This window comes from Sphingopyxis sp. GW821-FHT02C12, from assembly GCF_059421785.1.
On record NZ_JBWKVQ010000002.1, the window covers coordinates 125869 to 146274 of the forward strand.

Below are 20406 nucleotides of genomic sequence, written 5' to 3' on the forward strand. Positions count from 1 at the left end.
TTATGTCGCACACCGTCATCATGCTGATCGCGGGTGTCCTGCTGTTGATCGTCCTGCGCCTGGCGATCCGTGACACCCGCCGCGCGACGCGGCTGTTCATCCTGCTGTGGCTGATAATCTCGATCGGCAATTTGCTCGTCGGGGTGCTCTACGCCGGTTACGGCTGGAGCGAAGAGGCGGCGATCTGGATCCTCGTTTTCGGCACGCCCGCGGCGGTCGCGGTGGGCGCGGCGCTGTTCGGCCCTAATCCTCGGGCCTGAGCAAACACCCGCTGGCACCGGCGAAGCGCGCGCTGCGCGACGCTAGCAGCGGCACGCTGCCGGTGACCGTCTTGGTCGCCGGGTCTTCGGCCAGCGACACCAGTTCCATGCCGGGTTCGAAATCGCTCTGGCAGCTTTCGAGGCTGCGGCCCTGGACATAGCGGCACGAACAACCGACCCGCGCGGCATAGGCCGACCCGAGTTCGGCCTGCGCCTTGAACGAGGGGAATTTCCAGATCAGGAAAATCGCCGCGAGCACGCCGAGGATCACCACCCACGGCAGGCAGCCGCCCCAGCGGCTCGGGCGGCGCGGTTTGCGCAGCCGCTCGGGCACGATGGGCGACTCGCTCGTCGGCGGCGGTGCCGGGGGCGGCACCGGCTCGGGCGTTGCGGCTGCGGGCGGGTTGGTGTTAGTCACTGGCCCCATGATCACGAAAAAAGCCATGCTGGCAAGTGCCGCGCTCGCGCTGTGCGGTGTCTGGTCGCTGACCCATGCCGCGGGTTCCGCGACGATCGCGCCCGCCGCACCCGGCCCGGCGATCGGCGTGCCGATGCCGAAGGGCGCGGTCGAGACCTTGACGCCGCTGCCCGCGCTGGCGCCCGCGATCAAGGCAAAGGCCGACGCGCTGTTCGCCGATGCCGACGCGGTGGGCGAAACGCGCGCGCTCTATGTGCTGCGCGATGGCCAGCCGATCTACGAACGTTATGGTGAGGGTTTCGGCCCCGACTCCAAATTGATCAGCTGGTCGATGGCGAAAAGCATCACCGCTGTGCTCACCGGCTTCCTCGTCGCCGACGGGCAATTGTCGCTGGACGGCCCCGCGCCGGTCGCGGCATGGCAACGTAGCGGCGACCCGCGCGGCGCGATCGGCCTCAAGCATCTGCTCCACATGTCCTCGGGGCTCGAGCATGTCGAAAATGGCGACCCGGTGTGGCAGGGCGATACCGTGACGATGCTGTTCGGCACCGGCGCGCCCGACATGGCGGCCTTTGCCGAGGCCAAACCCGCAGCGGCGCAGCCCGACGAGGTCTTCAACTACAGTTCGGCGACCAGCGTCATCCTCGCCGACATATTGGCCGACACGCTGACCCCGTCGAAAAGCCCCGACGCGCGGCGCGATGCGATGCGCGACTTCATCGGCGGGCGCCTTGCCGAACCGCTCGGCATGACCAGCCTGACCCCGGAGTTCGACGCGGCGGGGACGATGATCGGCGGGTCGGTGATGCACGCGACCGCACGCGATTATGCCAAGTTCGGCGAATTTCTGCGCAACCATGGCGTGGTGAACGGCCAGCGCCTGCTTCCCGAAAGCTGGATGAGCTTCATGCTCGCGCCGTCGCCGAGGGACCCGGGTTATGGCGGCCATATCTGGCTCAACCGCCCGCGCCCACGCGGCGCAGATGTCGCCCTATGGCCCGACCGCGGCCCGAACGACCTGTTCGCCTGCATCGGGCATCAGGGGCAATATATCATCGTCTCGCCGTCGCAGCGGGTGACGATCGTGCGGCTCGGGATCACCAAGGACGACCAGTTTCCCGAACTGCGGCGGCACCTCGCCGACCTGACCGAAGCGTTATAGCAGGAACTCACCCACCAGCGTCGTGATGCAGGTGCCGCTGAGCTCGACCATCGCGCCGTCCATCCGGCACCCGACATGGCCGCCGCGAGCGCTTGCCTGATAGGCGGCGAAGCGGTCGCGGCCGAGTTGCGCCGCCCAATAGGGGGTCAGTACGCTGTGCGCCGATCCCGTCACCGGGTCCTCGTCGATCCCCGCACCGGGGGCGAAGCAGCGGCTGACGACATCGGCGCCCGACGCGTCGCCGGTGCCGCGTGCGGTCGCGATATAGAGGATGTCGCCGCCCTCCTTCAATATGCGCAGGTCGGGCTCGAGGGCGCGCACGCTCGCGGCATCGGGATAGACGATCAGCGCATAGCCGCCTTCGTGCCACAGCGTTTCGACCGGATTGCCGCCGAGCGCCTTGACGGTGTCGGGCATCGCCTTGGGCGCGGGCGGATAGGCCGGCAGCGCCATCTTGTACCCATCGTCGCCGTCGCGCGCGACGCGCAAGATGCCGGCCTTGCGGGTGCGAAAGCGCATGTCGTCGCGCCAGGGCGCGGCGGACAGCAGCACATGCCCGCTCGCCAGCGTCGCATGACCGCACAGCGCGACCTCCACCCCCGGCGTGAACCAGCGCAGCTCATAATCGGCCTCACCGCTTTCGTCGGGGACCAGAAAGGCGGTTTCGGCGAGGTTGTTCTCGGCCGCGATCGCCTGCAGCACATCGTCGGCGAGCCATTCGTCGAGCGGCATCACGGCAGCGGGATTGCCCGCGAAGGGCCGGTCGGCAAAGGCATCGACCTGGGTGATCGGAAAACGGCGCCAGCTCATGGATAGAGAAATCCTTTCGACCAGCCGTCGCCCTCGCGCACGAACAGCGTGCGCTCGTGGAGGCGATGTTCGCGATCCTGCCAGAACTCGATGCGCTCGGGGGTAACGCGCCAGCCCGACCAGCGCGGCGGGCGCGGGACATCCTGCCCCTCGAACCGCGCCTGCACCTCGGCGAAGCGCGCCTCGAAGGTCGCGCGGCTGTCGAGCGGGCGCGACTGGTCGCTGGCCCAGGCGCCGAGCTGGCTGTCGCGGCTGCGCGTCGCGAAATAGGCATCGGCGGTGGCGTCGTCGACCGGGGCGACCGGCCCCTCGATCCGGATCTGGCGGCGCAGCGACTTCCAGTGGAAGAGCAAAGCGACATGCGGGTTCGCCGCCAGCTCGCCGCCCTTGCGGCTGTCGAGGTTGGTGTAGAAGATGAAGCCGTCGGGGCCATGGCCCTTGAGCAGCACCATGCGCAGCGACGGATGCCCGGCGGCGGTCGTGGTCGCGAGCGCCATCGCATTGGCGTCATTCGGCTCGCTGGCCCGCGCTTCGGCGAACCAGGCGTCGAACTGGGGGAAAGGGTCGTTGCTCATGCGCGCGCTTCTAATGCGGCGCGCGGGCGCGGTCGAGCGAAAGACGCGCGATAAGGGGAACTTGACCGCCTTCCACCCCGTTCCCACATCGCGACGCAATCGGGCCTTTCCGGCCAACATCTTATCGGGCTATTGGAGCAGCATGGCAGATCCCTATTCCACCCTTGGCGTCGCAAAGAGCGCAAGCGAAGCGGAAATCAAATCCGCGTATCGCAAACTCGCCAAGGAATTGCACCCCGACAAGAACAAGGACAATCCGAAGGCGTCGGAGAAATTCTCCGACGTCACCAAGGCCTATGACATCTTGTCGGACAAGACCAAGCGCGGCCAGTTCGATCGCGGCGAGATCGACGGCGAAGGCAATCCGGCGATGCCCTTCGGCTATGGCGGCGGCGGTGGATTCCGCGGCGACCAGCGGAGCGGTCCGGGCGGGTTCAGCGGCTTCGGCAACGAAGGCAGCGATTTCGGCGGCATTTTCGACGAGCTGTTCGGCGGGCGCGGCGGCGGTGGCGGGGGTGGCGGACCGTTCGGCGGTTTCGGTGGGCGCAGCGCGCCGCCGCAAAAGGGCGCCAACGTCTCCTATCGCCTTGGCGTGTCCTTCGTCGATGCCGCAACACAGGCACCGCAGCGGATCACGCTCGCCGATGGCGGCACGATCGACCTGAAACTGCCCGCCGGGGTCGAGACGGGAACGCAGATGCGCATCGGCGGTAAGGGGCAGCCGGGGCCGGGCGGCCATGGCGACGGTATCGTGACGATCAGCGTCAAGGACCATCCCTTCTATGTCCGCGACGGGGCGAATATTCGCCTCGACCTGCCGGTGACGTTGAACGAGGCGGTGCTGGGGGCGAAGATCAAGGTGCCGACGGTCGATGGTCCGGTGATGCTGTCGATCCCCGCCGGTTCGACCTCGGGCAAGGTCATGCGGCTCAAGGGCAAGGGCTTCAGCCAGAAGAATGGCGAGCGCGGCGACCAGCTGGTGCGACTCGTCGTCGACCTGCCCGCCGGCGATACGGCGCTGACCCAATTCGTCGGCGAATGGACCGACGCGCGTGCCGTACGCGCGGACCTTGGCGTGTGATGCGTGGCTGAGGCGACCGAGAAGAAGATCGTCGCCGAACTTGAGCGCGAGGTCGCCCAAGAGGTAGGCAAGGAGTTCCTCGCCGAAGGCCATTCGCCGCATTCGCCCGAAGCCCGCGCCGAGCGTGCCAAGCGCGTCAAGCTGCGCGCGCGGGCGCAGGGGGTGATCGACCGCGGGCGCGAGACGCTCGGCCCCGGCACCCGAGTCTTCCGGATTTTGCGCCGCGTCGTCGTCGGCACCTATACCGACGGCTTCATCCACGCGGGCAATCTCGCCTATCTGGCGCTGATCGCGCTGTTCCCCTTCTTCATCCTGCTCGCCGCCGCCTTTTCGATCTTCGGCGGCAGCGTCGGCGGCGAGGCAGCGATCGAGGCGGTGTTCTCGACGATGCCGCCGACCGTCGCCAAGGCGCTGTCGGGGCCGATCCGCGAAGTGATGACCGCGCGCACCGGCATTTTCCTGTGGCTCGGCGCGCTCGTCGCGCTGTGGACGGTGGGCAGCCTGATCGAGACGGTGCGCGACATATTGCGCCGCGCCTATGGCACTCATTTTTCCAAGGGGTTTTTCCACTACCGGCTGCTGTCGATCGGCATCATCACCGGCGCGGTCGTGCTGATGCTGTTGTCGTTCAGCATGCAGGTGCTGATCGTCGGTATCGAGCAATTCGTGACCCGGGTGCTGCCTGAACGCTTCCAGTCGGTCGGGGTCGTCGCGATTTCGCGCGGGGTGTCGGGCGCGGGGCTGTTCCTCGCCATCTATATGCTGTTCTACAGCCTCACCCCGTCGAAATATCGCCGCAAACAATTCCCCAAATGGCCGGGAGCGCTGTTCACCACCCTGTGGTGGATCGGGGTCACGCTGGCGCTGCCGCCGCTTCTCGCCACCCTGCTCAGCTATGACGCAACCTATGGCAGCCTCGCGGGTGTGATGGTCGCGCTGTTCTTTTTCTACCTCGTCGGATTGGGTATGGTGATGGGCGCCGAATTGAACGCCGCGCTCGTCGAGGTTGAGGATTTGGGCCACGACGCTATTGGGCGCGTCGACGATATCATTATTGAAAAGACCGGAGACACAAAATGACGGGTCTGATGCAGGGTAAACGCGGGCTGATCATGGGGCTGGCCAACGACAAGTCGCTCGCCTGGGGCATTGCCAAGGCGCTGCACGGAGCGGGCGCCGAACTGGCGTTCAGCTATCAGGGCGACGTGATGCTCAAGCGCGTGAAGCCGCTCGCCGACGAGCTTGGCTGCGATTTCCTGATCGATTGCGACGTGTCCGACATGGATAATCTCGACGCGACCTTCGCGACGCTGGCCGCGCGCTGGCCGACGATCGATTTCGTCGTCCACGCCATAGGTTACACCAACAAGGAAGCGCTGCGTGGGGCGTATGCCGATGTCACGCTGGACGATTTCCTCATGACGATGAACATCAGCGTCTACAGCTTCACCGCGGTCGCGAAGCGCGCCCAGGCGATGATGACGCCGTTCGATCCCGAAACCGGCAAGGGCGGCGGCTCGCTGCTGACCTTGAGCTATTATGGCGCCGAAAAGGTCATCCCGCATTACAACGTCATGGGGGTCGCCAAATCGGCGCTCGAAACCAGCGTCAAATATCTCGCGAATGACTACGGGCCGCAGGGGGTGCGCGTGAACGCGATCTCGGCAGGCCCGATCAAGACGCTGGCCGCGAGCGGCATCGGCGATTTCCGCCTGATCCTGAAATGGAACGAGTATAACGCCCCGCTGCGCCGCAACGTCACCATCGACGACGTCGGTGGCTCGGCGCTGTATTTGCTCAGCGACTTGGCGAGCGGCGTCACCGGCGAAACGCATCATGTCGATGCGGGCTATCACACCATCGGCATGAAGCAGGAAGACGCGCCCGACATCGCTTTAGCTTAAACCCCTCTCCCCTTGAGGGAGAGGGAGGGGCCCGTCGCGAAGTGATGGGAGGGGTGAGGGTATGACCACCACGATAAGGCCCGCGACCGCAAAAGACGCCGACGCTATCGACACCGTCATTCGCGCCGCCTTCGCCGGCACCGATTTCGGTCATCAGGGTGAAGCCGAACTGGTGCGGATGGTGGGCGAGGACGGCGACACGCTGGTGTCGCTGATTGCCGAACGGGGCGGCGCTGTCGCCGGGCATGTGCTGTTCAGCCGGATGGCTATCGAGGCCGACGGCGCCGCGCTATCGGGTGCCGGTCTCGCGCCGGTGTCGGTTCCACCCGAACTGCAGGGGCAGGGCATCGGCGACGCGCTGATCCGCGCCGGGCTCGACGCGCTTCGCGAACAAGGCGTGGCGATCAGCTTCGTCCTCGGCCACACCGCCTATTACCCCCGTTTCGGTTATTCGCCCGACCTCGCCGCGCGTTTCGCCTCGCCCTTTGCCGGGCCGCATTTCATGGCGATGATGCTGGACTCGCACGCGGCTTGGCCGCTAGGCGGACGGGCGGACTATGCACCCGCATTCGGTCGCTTGGGGTAGGCTATGAGTTTCAACAGCTTCGGACGCGTCTTTCGCTTCACGACCTGGGGGGAAAGCCATGGCCCCGCGCTCGGCGCGGTCGTCGACGGCTGTCCGCCGCGGCTGTCGCTGTCCGAAGGCGACATCCAGCCCTATCTCGACAAGCGCCGCCCCGGCCAGTCGCGCCACACGACGCAGCGGCAGGAACCCGATCAGGTGCGCATCCTGTCCGGCACCTTCGAGGGCAAGACCACCGGCACCCCGATCAGCCTGATGATCGACAATGTCGACCAGCGGTCGAAGGATTATGGCGAGATCGCGCAGGCCTATCGCCCCGGCCACGCCGATTATGCCTATGACGCGAAGTACGGCATTCGCGACTATCGCGGCGGCGGCCGGTCGAGCGCGCGCGAGACCGCGGCGCGGGTCGCGGCGGGCGGCGTCGCGCGGCTGGTGATCCCCGAGGTTCAGATTCACGCCTGGGTCGCCGAAATCGGCGGCGACGCGATCACCCCCGACAATTTTGATCTGGAAGAAATCGACCGCAACCCCTTCTTCTGCCCCGATCCCGCCGCGGCGCAGCGCTGGGAGGGTCTGATGGACGCCGCGCGCAAGGCCGGAAGCTCGCTCGGCGCCGTCATCGAATGCGCCGCGAGCGGCGTCCCCGCCGGCTGGGGCGCCCCGATCTATGCCAAGCTCGACAGCGATCTTGCCGCCGCGATGATGGGGATCAACGCCGTCAAGGGCGTCGAGATCGGTGCGGGTTTCCATGCGGCGCGGCTGCGCGGCGAAGAAAACGCCGACCCGATGCGCCCCGCGAGCGACGGCAGCAATCGCCCCGATTTCCTGTCGAACAACGCCGGCGGCATCGCGGGCGGCATCTCGACCGGCCAGCCCGTCGTCGTGCGCGTCGCGTTCAAACCGACCAGCTCGATCCTGACCCCGGTGCCGACGATCAACAAGGCCGGCGAGGCCGCCGACATCGTCACCAAGGGCCGCCACGACCCCTGCGTCGGCATCCGCGGCGCCCCCGTGGTCGAAGCGATGATGGCGCTTGTCCTCGCCGACCACAAGTTGCTGCACAGAGCCCAAAACGGCTGATGCCCTAGTGGAGTTCGTTGCCGCATTTGTCGCGGAGCAAAAGGCGGTCATCGGCCTCTTTGTGCTCGCGGGCATGTTCGCGGCCTTCGTCTGGGAACGCTTTTCACCCTCGGTCGTCGCGGTGGCGGGGGCGGGCACGATGCTCGCGCTCGGGTTGCTCGACGAAAAGGGCGCGTACAGCGTCTTTTCGAACAGCGCGCCGCTGACCGTCGGCGCGATGTTCATCCTGTCGGGCGCGCTGATCCGCACCGGGGTGATCGACAAGGTCGGTAATTATGTCGTCGACCGCGCGCGCAAACACCCGCGCCTTGCGGTACTCGAAGTGTTCGGCGGCGGCCTGCTCGTCTCGGGCTTCATCAACAGCACCCCCTTTGTCGTGGTGATGATGCCCGTCTGTTTCCGGCTCGCCGAGGCGCTGGGGGTTTCGCCGAAGAAACTGCTGATGCCGCTGTCGGTGATCGCGGTGCTCGGTGGCTGCCTGACCCTGATCGGTACCTCGACCAACCTCGTCGTCGCGGGGATCGCCGAACAGGCGGGGATCGAACGCTTCGGGCTGTTCAGCATCACGCCTTATGGGCTGGGGGTCGCTGCGGCGGGTGTCGTCGGCTTGCTGATCATGGCGCGCTTCCTGCCGTCCGATTACCCGCGCATCGCTGAAAAGGCCGACGGGACCGAACAGCTTTATCTTACCGAACTGGGGCTGGCGGAGGATGATCCGGCGGTCGACATGGCGATGGAGGCCGCGAGCCTTGGTGTCGCGCCCACGCAGATCGTCGGCGTGATCGCGGGAGGGCGTTTGGTTACGGGAGGCGATGCTCAGAATCATCGCCTCGCGGCGGGCAACCGGATCGTCGCGCGGCTCGACGGCGCGACGCTGATGACGCTGCGCAACGAGCGGCGTTTCGCGATCGGCATCGGCGAAAGTCCCGATCCGGATTCGACCGTCGTCGAGGTGACGGTGGCGCCCAGCCATCGCTCGATCGATCGTCCGCTCGCCGAAATTCCCTTCCTCCAGCGCCAGCGCGTCCGCATCCTCGGCGTCTCGCGCTTTCGCCATCTGCCGGGGCCAACGCTGTCGGAAAACCGCATTCGCGCCGCCGACCGGCTGCTGGTCGATGCCGACGAGGCGAATATCGCGCAGTTGCGCGACAATCCCAATCTGATCGGCCTCGCCATGGCCTCGGCCACGGCCTTCCGCCGCCGCCGGGCCTGGATCGCGATGCTGGTGATGGCGAGCGCGGTGCTGCTGTCGGCGACCGGCATCATGTCGATCGGCATCGCGGCGTTCATCGGTGTCGCCATCGTCCTCCTCACGCGCTGCATCGACGCGTCGGAGGCGTGGGGCAGCATCGATGGCGATGTGCTGATCCTGATCTTCGCGATGCTCGCGGTCGGCGCCGCGCTCGAACAGGCGGGAACGGTCGCCTTGATGGTCGGCGCGCTCGACCCGATCCTGATCGGCGCACCGCAATGGGCGGTGATCGCGATCGTCTATTTCTCGGCGCTGCTGCTATCCGAACTGCTCAGCAACAATGCCGTCGCGGCGCTGATGGGGCCGTTGGTCATCGGGATCGCCCAGTCGACGGGGGTGGCGCCGCAACCGCTGCTGATCGCCTTGATGCTCGGCGCATCGGCCTGTTTCGCGACCCCGGTCGGATATCAGACCAACACCCTCGTCTATGCTGCGGGCGACTATCGCTTTATGGATTTCGTACGCATCGGGGTGCCGCTCAACATCCTGACAGGCATCGCCGGGGTGCTCGCCTTGAGCTTCTGGACCCCTTGATCGCGCCATCCGGCAACATGCGATTGCCCCTCGTCGGAGGGGCTGTTACCCCACCCGCATAAAATCCGGCGAGCCCGGAATCAGGGAGCATTTTTTCATGGCAAAACGCCTGACCTTATTCATTCTTGTCGGCATGGTGCTGGGCATTATCGCCGGCGCGATCGGACATGCCCAGATTGGCGCCGACAGGGACGCCGCGGCGACGATCGCCGGCTATTTCAAGATTCTGCCTGACGTCTTTCTCCATCTCATCAAGATGATCATCGCTCCGCTGGTGCTGGCGACGATCGTCGCGGGCATCGCCAATATGGGGGACAGCGCCGCGCTCGGCCGGATCGGCCTGAAGTCGTTGTTGTGGTTCATCGGCGCCAGCTTCATGTCGATCACGCTGGGTTTGCTGCTCGTGAACCTGCTTCAGCCGGGGGTCGGGCTCGATCTGACGCCGACCGCGGAGATCGGCGAAGTGAAAACCTCGGCGCTCAACCTGCGCGACTTCATCTTGCATATCTTTCCCGAATCGATCTTCGGGGCGATGGCGGCGAACAATATCCTCCAGATCCTCGTCTTCTCGATCTTTGCCGGCGTGGGTCTGTCGGCGCTGGGCGAGCGGGGGGCGCCGCTGGTCCGCGCCGTCGATGTGCTTGCCGAATTGATGCTGCAGGTCACCAACTATGTGATGCTGTTCGCGCCCTTTGCGGTGTTCGGCGCGCTCGCCGGCGTGATCACGGTCAACGGGCTCGGCATCCTGCTCGACTTCCTGCGCCTGATCCTCGAGTTCTACCTCGGCCTCGCCTTGCTGTGGATGATCCTGTTCGGACTCGGCGCAATCTTCCTCGGCAAGCGAATCCTGACGTTGGCGCGCTATATCGTCGAACCGCTGCTGCTCGCCTTTTCGACTGCGTCGTCGGAAGCGGCGCTGCCCAAGCTGTTCGAACAGCTCGACCGCTTCGGCGTCCCGCGCCGTGTTTCGGGCTTCGTCCTGCCGCTGGGCTACAGCTTCAATCTCGACGGCTCGATGATGTATATGAGCTTTGCGACGCTCTTCATCGCGCAGGCCTATGGCATCGATCTGTCGGTCGGCACGCAGATATTGATCCTGCTCACGTTGATGGTGACGTCGAAGGGGATCGCGGGCGTGCCGCGCGCCAGCCTGGTGGTCATCACCGCGACGCTGACCCAGTTCGGCCTGCCGGTCGAGGGCGTCGCGCTGATCCTGGGGATCGACCAGTTCCTCGACATGGGCCGCTCGGCGACCAATGTCGTGGGCAATGCGGTCGCAACGTCGGTCATCGCCAAGTGGGAAGGCATGCTCGAAGTGCCCGAACCGGCCGATGCTGAATGGCCGCACGCCCCCGCGCATACGCCGCACCATGGAACCCGCGGGCTCGATCTTCGTGATGATGATGGGGAGGGTGACGGCAAGCCAGCGGCCGGATAGCGTGTAGGCGCAGTTTCTGGCCGTCCCACGGGGGCGAGCAAGGAGCTGAACATGGCCGGCGAAGCAGCGATGGACGAGGCGGAGCGCGAGGGTCTGCGCGCCCGCCGACTGCAATGGCGGATGCTGATCGGCTTCGTCGCTGGCCTGCTCTTCGGTCTCGCGGCGCATTATGGCACGTCCGACGCGGCGTGGGTCGATACCGCCACCTATTATCTGGGCAAATTGGGCGAGATATTCCTGCGCCTGCTGTTCATGCTCGTCATCCCGCTGCTGGTGTCCGCGCTGATCGTCGGCGTCGCCGAAATGGGCGAAATGCGGGCGCTCAGGACGGTCGGACTGCGAACGCTCGTCTACACCGTCATCGTATCGTCGATCGCCGTCGCGATCAGTCTGCTCGTCGTCAACCTGCTACAGCCCGGCGGGGGCGTCGATCCGGGACTGGCCCGGTCGCTGATCGCCGAGGGCGCCGATCGCGCGGGCAGCATCGTTCAAAGCAGCCACGAGGCGAAGACCGGGGCAGACGCGATCGTCGCCATCGTGCCCAGTAATGTCTTCCTTGCGATGAGCGAGAATGACGTGATCGCGGTCATGTTCTTCGCGCTCTTTTTCGGCATCGGGCTGATGCTGGTGCAATCGCCACAGACCCGGCAACTCAAGACGGTCGTCGAGGGGGTGTTCGAAGTCGCGATGAAGCTGATCGGCCTCGTCATCCAGCTCGCGCCGATCGCGATCTTTTGTTTCATGTTCAATCTGGGGGCGCAGTTCGGGTTCGACCTCCTCATTCGCCTGTCGGCCTTTGTCGGCGTCGTGCTGCTCGCGCTGTCGATCCAGATGCTCGTCGTTTTCCCGATCATCCTGAAAATCTTCGCCGGAAAATCTCCGGTCGCCTTTTTCCGCGAAACGCAGGAGGCCTCGATGATGGCCTTCGCGACCGCCTCGTCGAACGCGACCTTGCCGACGGCGTTGCGTGTCGCGCACGATCGGTTGCGCCTGCCCGACCGCGTCGCGCGCTTCGTGTTGACGATAGGAGCGACCGCGAACCAGAACGGCACCGCGATGTTCGAGGGCGTGACGGTGATCTTCCTCGCGCAATTCTTCGGTGTCGACCTGACGCTGCAGCAACAGATTTTCGTGATGCTCGTGTGCATTCTTGGCGGGATCGGCACCGCGGGCGTGCCGGCAGGATCGCTGCCGGTGATCGCGCTGATCCTCGCCTCGGTCGGGGTGCCGTCCGAGGGGATCGGGCTGATATTGGGCGTCGACCGCTTCCTCGACATGTGCCGCACGACGCTCAACGTCGTCGGCGACCTCGTTGCCGCGACGGTGGTGTCAAAGGGTGTCGCGGCCACGCCGGCGGCGCCGCGCGCCGCCGGCTGACGTCGGTTCAGTCCTCACGGACGCGGTTCGGTCGGTCGGCAGGGCTTACCCGCGTTGACGGCGACGGGCGCGGCGCGCTCGCAGCGGGTGGTGCCGACCGGACGGGAGGGGCGGCCTGCGACGGCGCCGGGCGCGGAGCGGTCCCTGCGCTGCCACCGGAACGCGGCGGCATGCCCATCGATCCGTTGTCGCCGGTATTGCCGCCGGGATTTCCCTGCCATTGCTGGCGCGGGCGACCGCCGCCGTTATTGCCGTCGGGTCGCGACGGGCGTGTGTTGCCGACCCCGCGATCGGGGCGGCCGGGGCGGATCGGCACCGTCCCCGTCGGCGGAGCCGGATTGCCGTTGCCGGCGCCGGGCCGCGGCGGGCGTGTGCCGCGCGGTCCGTCATTGTCGCCGCGGCCTGGGCCACCCCAGCCGCCCGGACGACCGTTGCCGCGACCGGGATCGATCGGGTTTGTAGTCGTCGGCGGATTGCCGGCGCCCGTTCCGGGGCGCGGCGGGTGGGTGCCGCGCGGTCCGTCATTGTCGCGATCGCGCCCGTCCCAGCCGCCCGGGCGGTCACCGGGCCTGCCATCGCCGCGCGGACCGTCGCCACGGCCCGGACGGCTGCCGTTCCAATGGCCGTCGCCGCGTCCGCCATGATGTTTCCACCACGCGCGGCGTCCTCCCCAATAGTTCAGATACTGGCCGCGCAGCGGATAGCGGTTGTTATAGCTGTCGAAGAGCCACAGGCCCGAACCGGGATAATAATAATTATCGTACCAGCCGCCGCCGAAGCCGATGTTGACGAAGCCCGCGCCATAATCGCCGCCGTCGTAGCAGTCATAACCATAGCCGTCGTCATAGGCATAAGGATCGGCGTCGTAATAATCGTTGCCATATTGCGCGACGCAGTCGTTGCCGGCGTAGCTTGACCCATAGCCATTGACGTTGCCGTAATAGCAGCCGCCGAGGCTGGTCGTCGCCAGCGCGCCGAGCGCGATCCCGAGGGGGCGGCGAAGGAAGTTGGCCATGCTCTTGTCCTTGGTTGCGGACTGCCGGGGCAGTCCGATCATCATGGCCGCCAATTTGCGCGAGTCGAGTTGAATTTGCGGTGAATAGAGTCGCAGCGACGACGGGACGTTACTTGCATCAATGTCAGTAGTGCGATACCCAAAGGACGACAGCCCTTTTGACGAGGATCTCCCACGATGAACGCCCCCGCCAAAATCACATGGTCCGAAGCGCGCTTTGGTTCCGACACGCAGCACTGGCTGCCGCGCAACGACGAAAGCCTGCTCGATCATATCCCGGGCGAGGATGGCCTGCCTTTGCTCGGCACGACGCTCGACCAGCTCAAGGACCCGCAGGGCTTTTCGCGCCGCATGGTCGCCAAATATGGCAAGGTCTATCGCACCAAAAGCTTCGGCGGGCGCAGCGTCGCGATCCACGGGCCCGAGGCGAACGAGCTGGCGATGTTCGATCGCGACAAGAATTTCTCGTCCGAACAGGGCTGGGGCCCGGTGCTCAACCTGCTCTTCCCGCGCGGGCTGATGCTGATGGATTTCGAAAAGCATCGCGCCGACCGCAAGACTTTGTCGGTCGCCTTCAAGCCCGAACCGATGCGGCTCTACGCCGACAGCCTCAATGCCGGGATCAAGGCGCGCGTCGCGTCGTGGAGCGGGCGGACGTTCAAATTCTATCCCGCGATCAAGCAGCTGACGCTCGACCTTGCCGCGACCAGCTTCCTCGGCATCCCCTGGGGTCCCGAGGCGGAGAAGATCAACAAAAGCTTCGTCGACATGGTGCAGGCGTCGATCGGCATCGTCCGCCGCCCGCTGCCCTTCACCGCGATGGGGCGCGGCGTCGCGGGGCGCAAATATCTGGTCGATTATTTCAGCAGGATGGTCCCCGAACGCCGGACGTCGGACGGCGAGGACATGTTCACGCAAATCTGTCAGGCGCGCGACGAGAATGGCGATTATCTGAGCGTCGAGGGCATCGTCGATCATATGAATTTCCTGATGATGGCGGCGCACGACACGATCACCAGCTCGATCAGTTCGATGGTCTGGCTGCTCGCCAAGAACCCGGAGTGGCAGGAAAAATTACGCGAGGAAATGCTGCGCGTCGCGCCGGCGGGCGAGGGCGTCGGTCACAATGCGCTGAACGAGCTCGAGCTCACCGAATGGGCATTCAAGGAAGCGCTGCGGATGATCCCGCCGGTGCCGAGCATCCCGCGCCGCGCACTGCGCGATTTCGAATTCGGCGGCTATACCATCCCCGCCGGCACCAGCGTCGGGGTCAATCCCGGCTACACGCACATGATGCCCGAATATTGGCCCGAGCCCGAGACGTTCGACCCGATGCGCTTTTCGCCAGAGGGGGCGAAGGGGCGACACAAATATGCCTGGGTGCCGTTCGGCGGCGGCGCGCATATGTGCCTGGGGCTGCATTTCGCTTACATGCAGGCGAAGATCTTTTTCCACCATGTGATCACGACGCACCGCATCAGCGTCGCCGAGGGTTATGACCCAGACTGGTATATGTGGCCGATCCCGCGTCCCAAGGACGGCTTGCTGGTGACGTTCGAGAAGCTCGCCTGATTCCCGTCATTGCGAGCGAAGCGAAGCAATCCCCAGCCATCAGTCTTGCGCAAGGCCGATAGCTGGAGATTGCCGCGCCGCCTCCGGCTCCTCGCAATGACGGCCGGCGAACCGCCCGCTAGCCGCGAATAAACAGGTTCCGGAGCCAGGGCGCGCGTTCGCGCGTCGCTTCGCGCCAGTCGGTCGCTTCGCCGGCGTCGGGAGCCGCGCGGCGGGGGTCGATCAGCTTGAGCCGCGCGGTGCGGAATGATGCGGGGGCATAGGTAACGAGCGCCAGCCCATGCTCGAGCGCGGTCGCCGCGAGCAGCGCGTCGCGATCCTGATCGAGCGCCAGCGCGGCGCGGCGGCGAACCACGGCCAGGTCGACCGCGATGATGCGCCCCTCGAACGCCGGCAGCAACTGGTCGTCGATCCAGCTTCGCCACGCGGCGCCCGCCGCCTTGCCTTGCTTGGCCGCCAGCGCGGCGGCGTTGTCGAGTTCGACCAGCGTCAGCGCCGACAGGAACATCGCATGGCGCGATGTCCGCTGCGCCCACGCCGCGAGCGCAGCGCTTTCGCCGGCGATGCCGGCATGGCGCAGGTCGAGCGCGACCTCGGCATCGAGCAGAAACATCAGCCGCGCCCCCGGCTGGCGAGCGCCTTGCGCAAGGGCGTGCGATCGAGCGCGACCTCGCCCGGCGGCGCGGCAAGCAGTTGCACGATCGTCTCGCGCTCGCCGCTCAATTGCCGCCACGCATCGATGCTGATCAGGACATGGGTGGGGCGGCCGCGATCGGTGACGAACACCGGCTCGATCGCCGCGAGTCGCTTTGCGCGACTCACGTCCTGGTTGAATTCGCGGCTGGTGACGCGCTTCATTTCGCCATTTCCCTCATACATCTGGTAGCGCTACCGGGATCGTTCACATGTAGGTATGTTACTACACTGTTACCGGCTCGCAACAGAAATGATCCTTTGCCCGGAAATCGACAAGACAGGGCGCGCCCAATCATCGCGCCGGTCTTGCGCCTGTGCCGTATTCATGTCTCCTGATGGTGGGAATGGAGCGTATCGGTGGTTTTCGAACCGTACGGGCGCCAGAGGGGAGACGGTCATTGGTATCAGATATGTTCGCGGAACTGTGGCGCGCCGTCGGCGATGTCATGGGCAAGCACGGACCGGCGGTGGACGCGGCGCAGAGTTATGCGCCCTCCGACTACAGCATCCATTTTTTCCTGCAGATCGCGGTGATCCTGCTCGTCTGCCGCATCGTCGGCTGGCTCGCGAACCGCTTTTTCGGCCAGCCGCAGGTGGTGGGTGAGATGATCGCGGGCGTGATCCTCGGCCCCTCGTTGTTCGGCCTCTTCTTCCCCGACGTCCAGGGCGCGCTCTTCCCCAAGGAAACGCGCAACATGCTCTATGTCGGCGCGCAATTCGGCGTCGGCCTGTACATGTTCCTCGTCGGCACGACGCTGCGCCTCGACCATTTCCAGTCGAAGGCGAAAAGCGCGGTCGGCGTGTCGGCGGCGGGCATCGCCGCGCCGTTCCTGTTCGCGGCGTTGATCACTCCCTTCCTGATCGGCGTTCCGGGGCTGTTCACCGAGGGACTGGGCCAAGGCCCGGCGACCCTGTTCATGGGCGCCTGCATCGCGCTCACCGCCTTTCCGATGCTCGCGCGGATCATCAACGAGCGCGGCCTCGCCAATACCTCGCTGGGCACACTGACGCTGACCGCAGGGGCGTTCGACGACGCGGTGTCGTGGTGCGTGCTGGCGGTCGTGCTGGCGACCTTCGGCGCCGGACCCGGTGTTGCCCTGCTCGCCATCGTCGGCGGGGTCGGCTTCGCATTGTTCATGTTCTTTATCGGCCGCAAGCTGCTGGTCCCGCTCGGCCGCGCGGTCGAGGCGAAGGGCGAACTCACCCACGCGTTGCTCGCCGTCGTGCTGATGCTTTACGCCATGTCGGCCTTCTTCATGGACGCGGTCGGCATCCATGCGGTGTTCGGCGGTTTCCTGCTTGGCGCCTGCATGCCGCGCGGGCTGCTCACCGAAGAGATCAAGAAGAAGATCGAGCCGATGACGGTCGTCTTCCTGCTGCCGATGTTCTTCACCTTTTCGGGCCTCAACACCCAGCTGACGACGGTGAACAGCCTGTCGCTGCTCGCGATCGCGCTCGGCATCCTGCTCGTCTCGATCGCGGCGAAGTTCGGTGCCTGCTGGCTCGCGGCGCGGCTCGCGGGTGAGGACAATCGCACCGCGATGGGCATCGGGGCGCTGATGAACGCGCGCGGGCTGATGGAACTGATCATCATCAACATCGGCCTGCAAAAAGGCATCATCGGTCCGACCCTGTTCGCGATCATGGTGCTGATGGCGATCGTCACCACCGTGATGGCGGGGCCGCTGTTCGAAATCGTCTACGGCCGCAAGGCGCGCGAAACCGGCGAACTCGGCGCGCTCGGCATCGAGGCGCCGGACGATGCGCAGCCCGCGACGCCTTTGGCCGCCAAGCCGGCCTGACCCATCCCTCCTGCCTCCCCCGTCTTTGGCCCCGCGCCGAAGGCGGGGAGGATTTTTGGAGCTTCCGATATGAAGAGACTCTGGATGGCGGCGCCGCTGGCGCTGCTCAGCGGCACCGCGTGCGCGCAAGAGGTGAAGGTCAAACCGCTGATCGACGCGCGTCTGCGCTACGAGGCGACCGAGCAGGACGGCCTCGCCGAAAAGGCCGACGCGCTGACGCTGCGCGTGCGCCCCGGAGTGCAAGCCACCAAGGGACGCTGGTCGCTGCTGGTTGAGGGCGAGGCCAATCTGGCGATCGCCTATGACTATAACGACGGCACCAACGGCAAGACGACTTTCCCGCTGATCGCCGACCCGCCGAACCTCGAACTCAACCGCGCGCAGATCCGTTATGCGGGCGCGAACGGGCTGGCGTTGACCGCCGGGCGCCAGCGGATCGAACTTGCCGACCAGCGCTTCGTCGGCTCGGCGGGCTTCCGCCAGAATGAGCAGACCTATGACGCGGTGCGCTTGCAAGTCGGCAAGCCGACGGGCCTCAGCGCCGACCTGACCTATGGCTGGAGCGTGCGGACGGTGAACGGCCGCAACGGCGCGGCCGCAGGCGATCGGCGGCGACAATATTCTCGCGGTCGTCGGCTATGGCACCCCCATCGGTACGGTGAGCGGTTTCGCTTATCTGGTCGATCAGGACGAGGTCGCGGTTCAGGGCTATCGACTGGCGAACCAGACCTGGGGGCCGCGCTTCGCGGGCAGCCAGCCGCTCGCGAAGGATGTGAAACTCACCTATGTCGCGAGCTGGGCGCGGCAGAGCGACTGGCACCGCAACCCGAATGACTATGCCGCCGATTACTGGCTCGCTGAAGTGGGAGTGAGTGCTGGCGGGCTGAGCGCCACCGGTGGTTACGAAATACTCGGGGCGGATGGCGGCGCGGCGTTCACCAGCGTCCAGACCCCGCTCGCGTCGCATTTCCGCTTCAACGGCTGGGCCGGAAAATTCGTCACCACGCCGCCGAACGGCCTGCGCGATCTATACGCGAGCCTCGGCTATGGCTGGAAAAAGACGGCGGGTTTCGATGCGATCGGCGTCATCGGCGTCTGGCACCATTTCGACAGCGACCGCGCCGACCAACATTATGGCGACGAAATCGGGCTCGCGCTCACCGCAAAGCGCGGCCGCACCGGCGGCTCGGTCCGCTATGCGCACTACCGCGCCGACGCTTTCGCGACCGACACCGACCGGCTCTGGCTGACTCTCGAGTGGGCGCTCTAGGCGGTCAGGCGTAGGACGCGGCGTTGATCTGGTCGACCAGCGCGCGGTGCGACGGCAGCTCGTGCGCTGCCTGGGCGCCGAAGCTGCGGATGCGGGCAAAGATGCGCTCGGCCTCGGCGACATCGGGGAATTCCTCGCGCACCGGGGTCAGGTCGGTGCGATATTCCATGCCATAGAGAATATATTGGTAGTTGAAGAAGGCGAAGCTTTCGAGGTCGAGGATGAAATCGAAACGGCCCGGCGGACGATAGCGCCACTCGTCGAGCAATTCTTTCAATCGGTCGGGGATCGACGCCGGGTCGGCATTGTCGCGCCAGAAGGGTTCGTCGCGGCGGCTGAGGCAATAATGGAGCTTCAGGAAGTTGACGATATTCTCATAGCGCGCGGTCATCAATTCGTTGAAGCGCCGCGCTGGCGCCGCGACCGGACCGCCGAGCGGAAACATCTCGGCGATCATCGCCGCGGCGGTCTCGATCGTCACCAGCCCCGTCGATTCCAGCGGCTCGAGGAAGCCGCCCGACAACCCGACCGCGACGCAATTCTTCACCCACGGCGTCGGGCGATACCCCGCCGCGAACGGAATGCTGCGCACCCCGACGTCCTGACTGCGCCCGCCGGTATAACCCGACAGGATGTCGGCGGCGCGATCGTCGCTCAGATGGTCGCTCGAATAGACGCAGCCGACCCCGCGCGCGCCAGCGAGGCCGATGTCCCACGTCCAGCCGCCCTCATGCGCCGCGGCGATCGTATAGCTTTCGAGCGGCGTGTCGGGGGCGTCATAGGGAATCTTGCACGCCAGCGCGCGGTCGGTGAACAGCTGGTGCTTCACGCTGCGGAACGGCGCGCCTAGCGCGTCGATCAGTTCGGCGCGGAAACCCGAACAGTCGATGTAAAGATCGGCGGTTAGCACCCCATGCTCGGCGGTCACGACATGGTCGATCGCGCCGCTTTCAGCGTGCAGCGCGACAGCGGTCAGCGTGCCCGGCAGGTGGTCGACGCCCAGCGTCCGCGCCTGGTTCGACAGCACCTCGGCCAGCCGCGTCGCGTCGAAATGATAGGCATAGTTCAACGGCCCGCCAAACGCTTCCTCGCCCGGCCGCTTGGGCGCACGCCGCGCCTCGGCGACGCGGTTCTGGATCGTCATCGCCTCGGCGAACGGCCGCCGCGTGGCTTCGTCCTGGAGCAGCCAATAGGAAACCAGGCTGTGGCCGTCGCCATGATAGGGCGCCTCGAACGGGTGGAGGAAATGGCTCGACCGGCCATCCCTGGGCGTGCGAACCCAATCGTCGAAACGAATGCCCTGCTTGAACGTCGCCGACGCGCGGCGCACGAACTCGCTTTCGTCGACACCGATATATTGCAGCGTGTTGCGGATCGTCGGAAAGGCGCCTTCGCCGACCCCGATGCTGCCGATCTCGTCCGACGCGAGCAGCGTGATCGACAGCCGCGGGTTGCGCGCGAGATCGAAAAAACGCGCGAGATAGGCGGCGGTCAGCCAGCCCGCGGTGCCGCCGCCGACGATCAGGATCGAGCGCTTCGCCATGGGAACGCTATCACGCGCCCCGCGGCTTTCA

Annotated in this window: 19 protein-coding genes and 1 pseudogene; 13 read left to right on the forward strand and 7 right to left on the reverse strand. The window is 66.0% G+C overall.

Translation table 11 applies throughout. The features are described 5' to 3' along the window. Positions 1–2: 2 nt before the first annotated feature. Positions 3–260, forward strand: a complete 258-nt coding sequence (locus AC07U1_RS15735) for a hypothetical protein (protein WP_495178371.1) — start codon at positions 3–5, stop codon at positions 258–260. Here AC07U1_RS15735 and AC07U1_RS15740 read toward each other — a convergent pair. Next, positions 244–687 (reverse strand): hypothetical protein, encoded by a 444-nt coding sequence (locus AC07U1_RS15740; protein ID WP_492739916.1) that lies wholly within the window; start codon positions 685–687, stop codon positions 244–246. The two genes, AC07U1_RS15735 and AC07U1_RS15740, sit on opposite strands and share 17 nt — an antisense overlap. Here AC07U1_RS15740 and AC07U1_RS15745 point away from each other — a divergent pair. Then, the gene (locus tag AC07U1_RS15745; protein ID WP_495178370.1) at positions 686–1840 is read left to right on the forward strand and encodes a serine hydrolase domain-containing protein; all 1155 of its coding nucleotides are present in this window, start codon (positions 686–688) and stop codon (positions 1838–1840) included. The genes AC07U1_RS15740 and AC07U1_RS15745 overlap by 2 nt on opposite strands. On the opposite strand, the gene AC07U1_RS15750 is transcribed toward AC07U1_RS15745, so the two are convergent. Continuing rightward, entirely contained in the window at positions 1835–2650 is an 816-nt protein-coding gene (locus AC07U1_RS15750; protein WP_495178369.1) for a PhzF family phenazine biosynthesis protein, read from the reverse strand. The two genes, AC07U1_RS15745 and AC07U1_RS15750, sit on opposite strands and share 6 nt — an antisense overlap. Then, entirely contained in the window at positions 2647–3225 is a 579-nt protein-coding gene (gene pdxH / locus AC07U1_RS15755) for a pyridoxamine 5'-phosphate oxidase (protein WP_495178368.1), read from the reverse strand. Before pdxH ends, AC07U1_RS15750 begins: the two co-directional genes overlap by 4 nt. A 142-nt stretch (positions 3226–3367) precedes the next feature. Between pdxH and AC07U1_RS15760 the strand changes: the two genes are divergently transcribed. The 8 genes from AC07U1_RS15760 (at position 3368) to AC07U1_RS15795 (ending at position 12477) form a co-directional block, all read left to right on the forward strand. Next, a complete protein-coding gene (locus tag AC07U1_RS15760; RefSeq protein WP_495178367.1) occupies positions 3368–4306 on the forward strand; it encodes a DnaJ C-terminal domain-containing protein in 939 nt (312 codons plus the stop codon). Positions 4307–4309: 3 nt separating this feature from the next. Next, positions 4310–5386, forward strand: a complete 1077-nt coding sequence (locus tag AC07U1_RS15765; protein ID WP_082545094.1) for a YihY/virulence factor BrkB family protein — start codon at positions 4310–4312, stop codon at positions 5384–5386. Further along, a complete protein-coding gene (gene fabI / locus AC07U1_RS15770; protein WP_056348874.1) occupies positions 5383–6210 on the forward strand; it encodes an enoyl-ACP reductase FabI in 828 nt (275 codons plus the stop codon). The genes AC07U1_RS15765 and fabI overlap by 4 nt, the downstream gene beginning before the upstream one ends. Positions 6211–6271: 61 nt before the next feature. Next, on the forward strand, positions 6272–6796 hold the full coding sequence (locus AC07U1_RS15775; RefSeq protein ID WP_495178366.1) for a GNAT family N-acetyltransferase: 525 nt from the start codon (positions 6272–6274) through the stop codon (positions 6794–6796). A 3-nt stretch (positions 6797–6799) separates the two neighbouring features. After that, the gene (gene aroC, locus AC07U1_RS15780) at positions 6800–7876 is read left to right on the forward strand and encodes a chorismate synthase (RefSeq protein ID WP_495178365.1); all 1077 of its coding nucleotides are present in this window, start codon (positions 6800–6802) and stop codon (positions 7874–7876) included. Positions 7877–7883: 7 nt separating this feature from the next. Further along, on the forward strand, positions 7884–9662 hold the full coding sequence (locus AC07U1_RS15785; RefSeq protein ID WP_495178364.1) for an SLC13 family permease: 1779 nt from the start codon (positions 7884–7886) through the stop codon (positions 9660–9662). Positions 9663–9759: 97 nt separating this feature from the next. Beyond that, a complete protein-coding gene (locus tag AC07U1_RS15790) occupies positions 9760–11100 on the forward strand; it encodes a dicarboxylate/amino acid:cation symporter (RefSeq protein ID WP_495178363.1) in 1341 nt (446 codons plus the stop codon). 51 nt (positions 11101–11151) lie between these two features. Further along, positions 11152–12477, forward strand: a complete 1326-nt coding sequence (locus tag AC07U1_RS15795) for a dicarboxylate/amino acid:cation symporter (RefSeq protein WP_495178362.1) — start codon at positions 11152–11154, stop codon at positions 12475–12477. A gap of 7 nt (positions 12478–12484) precedes the next feature. Here AC07U1_RS15795 and AC07U1_RS15800 read toward each other — a convergent pair whose 3' ends face one another. Further along, entirely contained in the window at positions 12485–13492 is a 1008-nt protein-coding gene (locus AC07U1_RS15800) for a hypothetical protein (RefSeq protein WP_495178361.1), read from the reverse strand. Positions 13493–13669: 177 nt separating this feature from the next. Here AC07U1_RS15800 and AC07U1_RS15805 point away from each other — a divergent pair, with 177 nt between their 5' ends. After that, complete coding sequence (locus tag AC07U1_RS15805; protein ID WP_495178360.1) at positions 13670–15064, forward strand: cytochrome P450; 1395 nt, start codon at positions 13670–13672, stop codon at positions 15062–15064. 118 nt (positions 15065–15182) lie between these two features. Here AC07U1_RS15805 and AC07U1_RS15810 read toward each other — a convergent pair whose 3' ends face one another. Together AC07U1_RS15810 and AC07U1_RS15815 are read right to left on the reverse strand one after the other, a co-directional pair. After that, positions 15183–15677 carry a PIN domain-containing protein gene (locus AC07U1_RS15810; protein ID WP_495178359.1) on the reverse strand — a complete coding sequence of 165 codons (495 nt, stop codon included), beginning with the start codon at positions 15675–15677 and terminating at the stop codon, positions 15183–15185. Next, entirely contained in the window at positions 15677–15922 is a 246-nt protein-coding gene (locus tag AC07U1_RS15815; protein WP_495178358.1) for a type II toxin-antitoxin system prevent-host-death family antitoxin, read from the reverse strand. The genes AC07U1_RS15810 and AC07U1_RS15815 overlap by 1 nt, the downstream gene beginning before the upstream one ends. 248 nt (positions 15923–16170) lie before the next feature. Between AC07U1_RS15815 and AC07U1_RS15820 the strand changes: the two genes are divergently transcribed. Then, positions 16171–17562, forward strand: a complete 1392-nt coding sequence (locus AC07U1_RS15820) for a cation:proton antiporter (protein ID WP_200938087.1) — start codon at positions 16171–16173, stop codon at positions 17560–17562. Positions 17563–17631: 69 nt separating this feature from the next. Continuing rightward, positions 17632–18832, forward strand: a pseudogene (locus tag AC07U1_RS15825) (alginate export family protein). Positions 18833–18836: 4 nt separating this feature from the next. Here AC07U1_RS15825 and AC07U1_RS15830 read toward each other — a convergent pair. After that, complete coding sequence (locus tag AC07U1_RS15830) at positions 18837–20375, reverse strand: tryptophan halogenase family protein (RefSeq protein WP_495178357.1); 1539 nt, start codon at positions 20373–20375, stop codon at positions 18837–18839. Positions 20376–20406 lie beyond the last annotated feature (31 nt).

What these genes read in the sequence shown, in the direction of transcription:
- AC07U1_RS15800 (WP_495178361.1), bottom strand. Translation starts at nt 13,492, where the DNA reads ATGGCCAACTTCCTTCGCCGCCCCCTCGGGATCGCGCTCGGCGCGCTG.
- AC07U1_RS15790 (WP_495178363.1), top strand. Translation starts at nt 9,760, where the DNA reads ATGGCAAAACGCCTGACCTTATTCATTCTTGTCGGCATGGTGCTGGGC.
- aroC (WP_495178365.1), top strand. Translation starts at nt 6,800, where the DNA reads ATGAGTTTCAACAGCTTCGGACGCGTCTTTCGCTTCACGACCTGGGGG.
- AC07U1_RS15740 (WP_492739916.1), bottom strand. Translation starts at nt 687, where the DNA reads ATGGGGCCAGTGACTAACACCAACCCGCCCGCAGCCGCAACGCCCGAG.
- AC07U1_RS15820 (WP_200938087.1), top strand. Translation starts at nt 16,171, where the DNA reads ATGTTCGCGGAACTGTGGCGCGCCGTCGGCGATGTCATGGGCAAGCAC.
- AC07U1_RS15760 (WP_495178367.1), top strand. Translation starts at nt 3,368, where the DNA reads ATGGCAGATCCCTATTCCACCCTTGGCGTCGCAAAGAGCGCAAGCGAA.
- pdxH (WP_495178368.1), bottom strand. Translation starts at nt 3,225, where the DNA reads ATGAGCAACGACCCTTTCCCCCAGTTCGACGCCTGGTTCGCCGAAGCG.
- AC07U1_RS15775 (WP_495178366.1), top strand. Translation starts at nt 6,272, where the DNA reads ATGACCACCACGATAAGGCCCGCGACCGCAAAAGACGCCGACGCTATC.
- AC07U1_RS15735 (WP_495178371.1), top strand. Translation starts at nt 3, where the DNA reads ATGTCGCACACCGTCATCATGCTGATCGCGGGTGTCCTGCTGTTGATC.
- AC07U1_RS15805 (WP_495178360.1), top strand. Translation starts at nt 13,670, where the DNA reads ATGAACGCCCCCGCCAAAATCACATGGTCCGAAGCGCGCTTTGGTTCC.
- fabI (WP_056348874.1), top strand. Translation starts at nt 5,383, where the DNA reads ATGACGGGTCTGATGCAGGGTAAACGCGGGCTGATCATGGGGCTGGCC.
- AC07U1_RS15830 (WP_495178357.1), bottom strand. Translation starts at nt 20,375, where the DNA reads ATGGCGAAGCGCTCGATCCTGATCGTCGGCGGCGGCACCGCGGGCTGG.
- AC07U1_RS15750 (WP_495178369.1), bottom strand. Translation starts at nt 2,650, where the DNA reads ATGAGCTGGCGCCGTTTTCCGATCACCCAGGTCGATGCCTTTGCCGAC.
- AC07U1_RS15795 (WP_495178362.1), top strand. Translation starts at nt 11,152, where the DNA reads ATGGCCGGCGAAGCAGCGATGGACGAGGCGGAGCGCGAGGGTCTGCGC.
- AC07U1_RS15810 (WP_495178359.1), bottom strand. Translation starts at nt 15,677, where the DNA reads ATGTTTCTGCTCGATGCCGAGGTCGCGCTCGACCTGCGCCATGCCGGC.
- AC07U1_RS15745 (WP_495178370.1), top strand. Translation starts at nt 686, where the DNA reads ATGATCACGAAAAAAGCCATGCTGGCAAGTGCCGCGCTCGCGCTGTGC.
- AC07U1_RS15815 (WP_495178358.1), bottom strand. Translation starts at nt 15,922, where the DNA reads ATGAAGCGCGTCACCAGCCGCGAATTCAACCAGGACGTGAGTCGCGCA.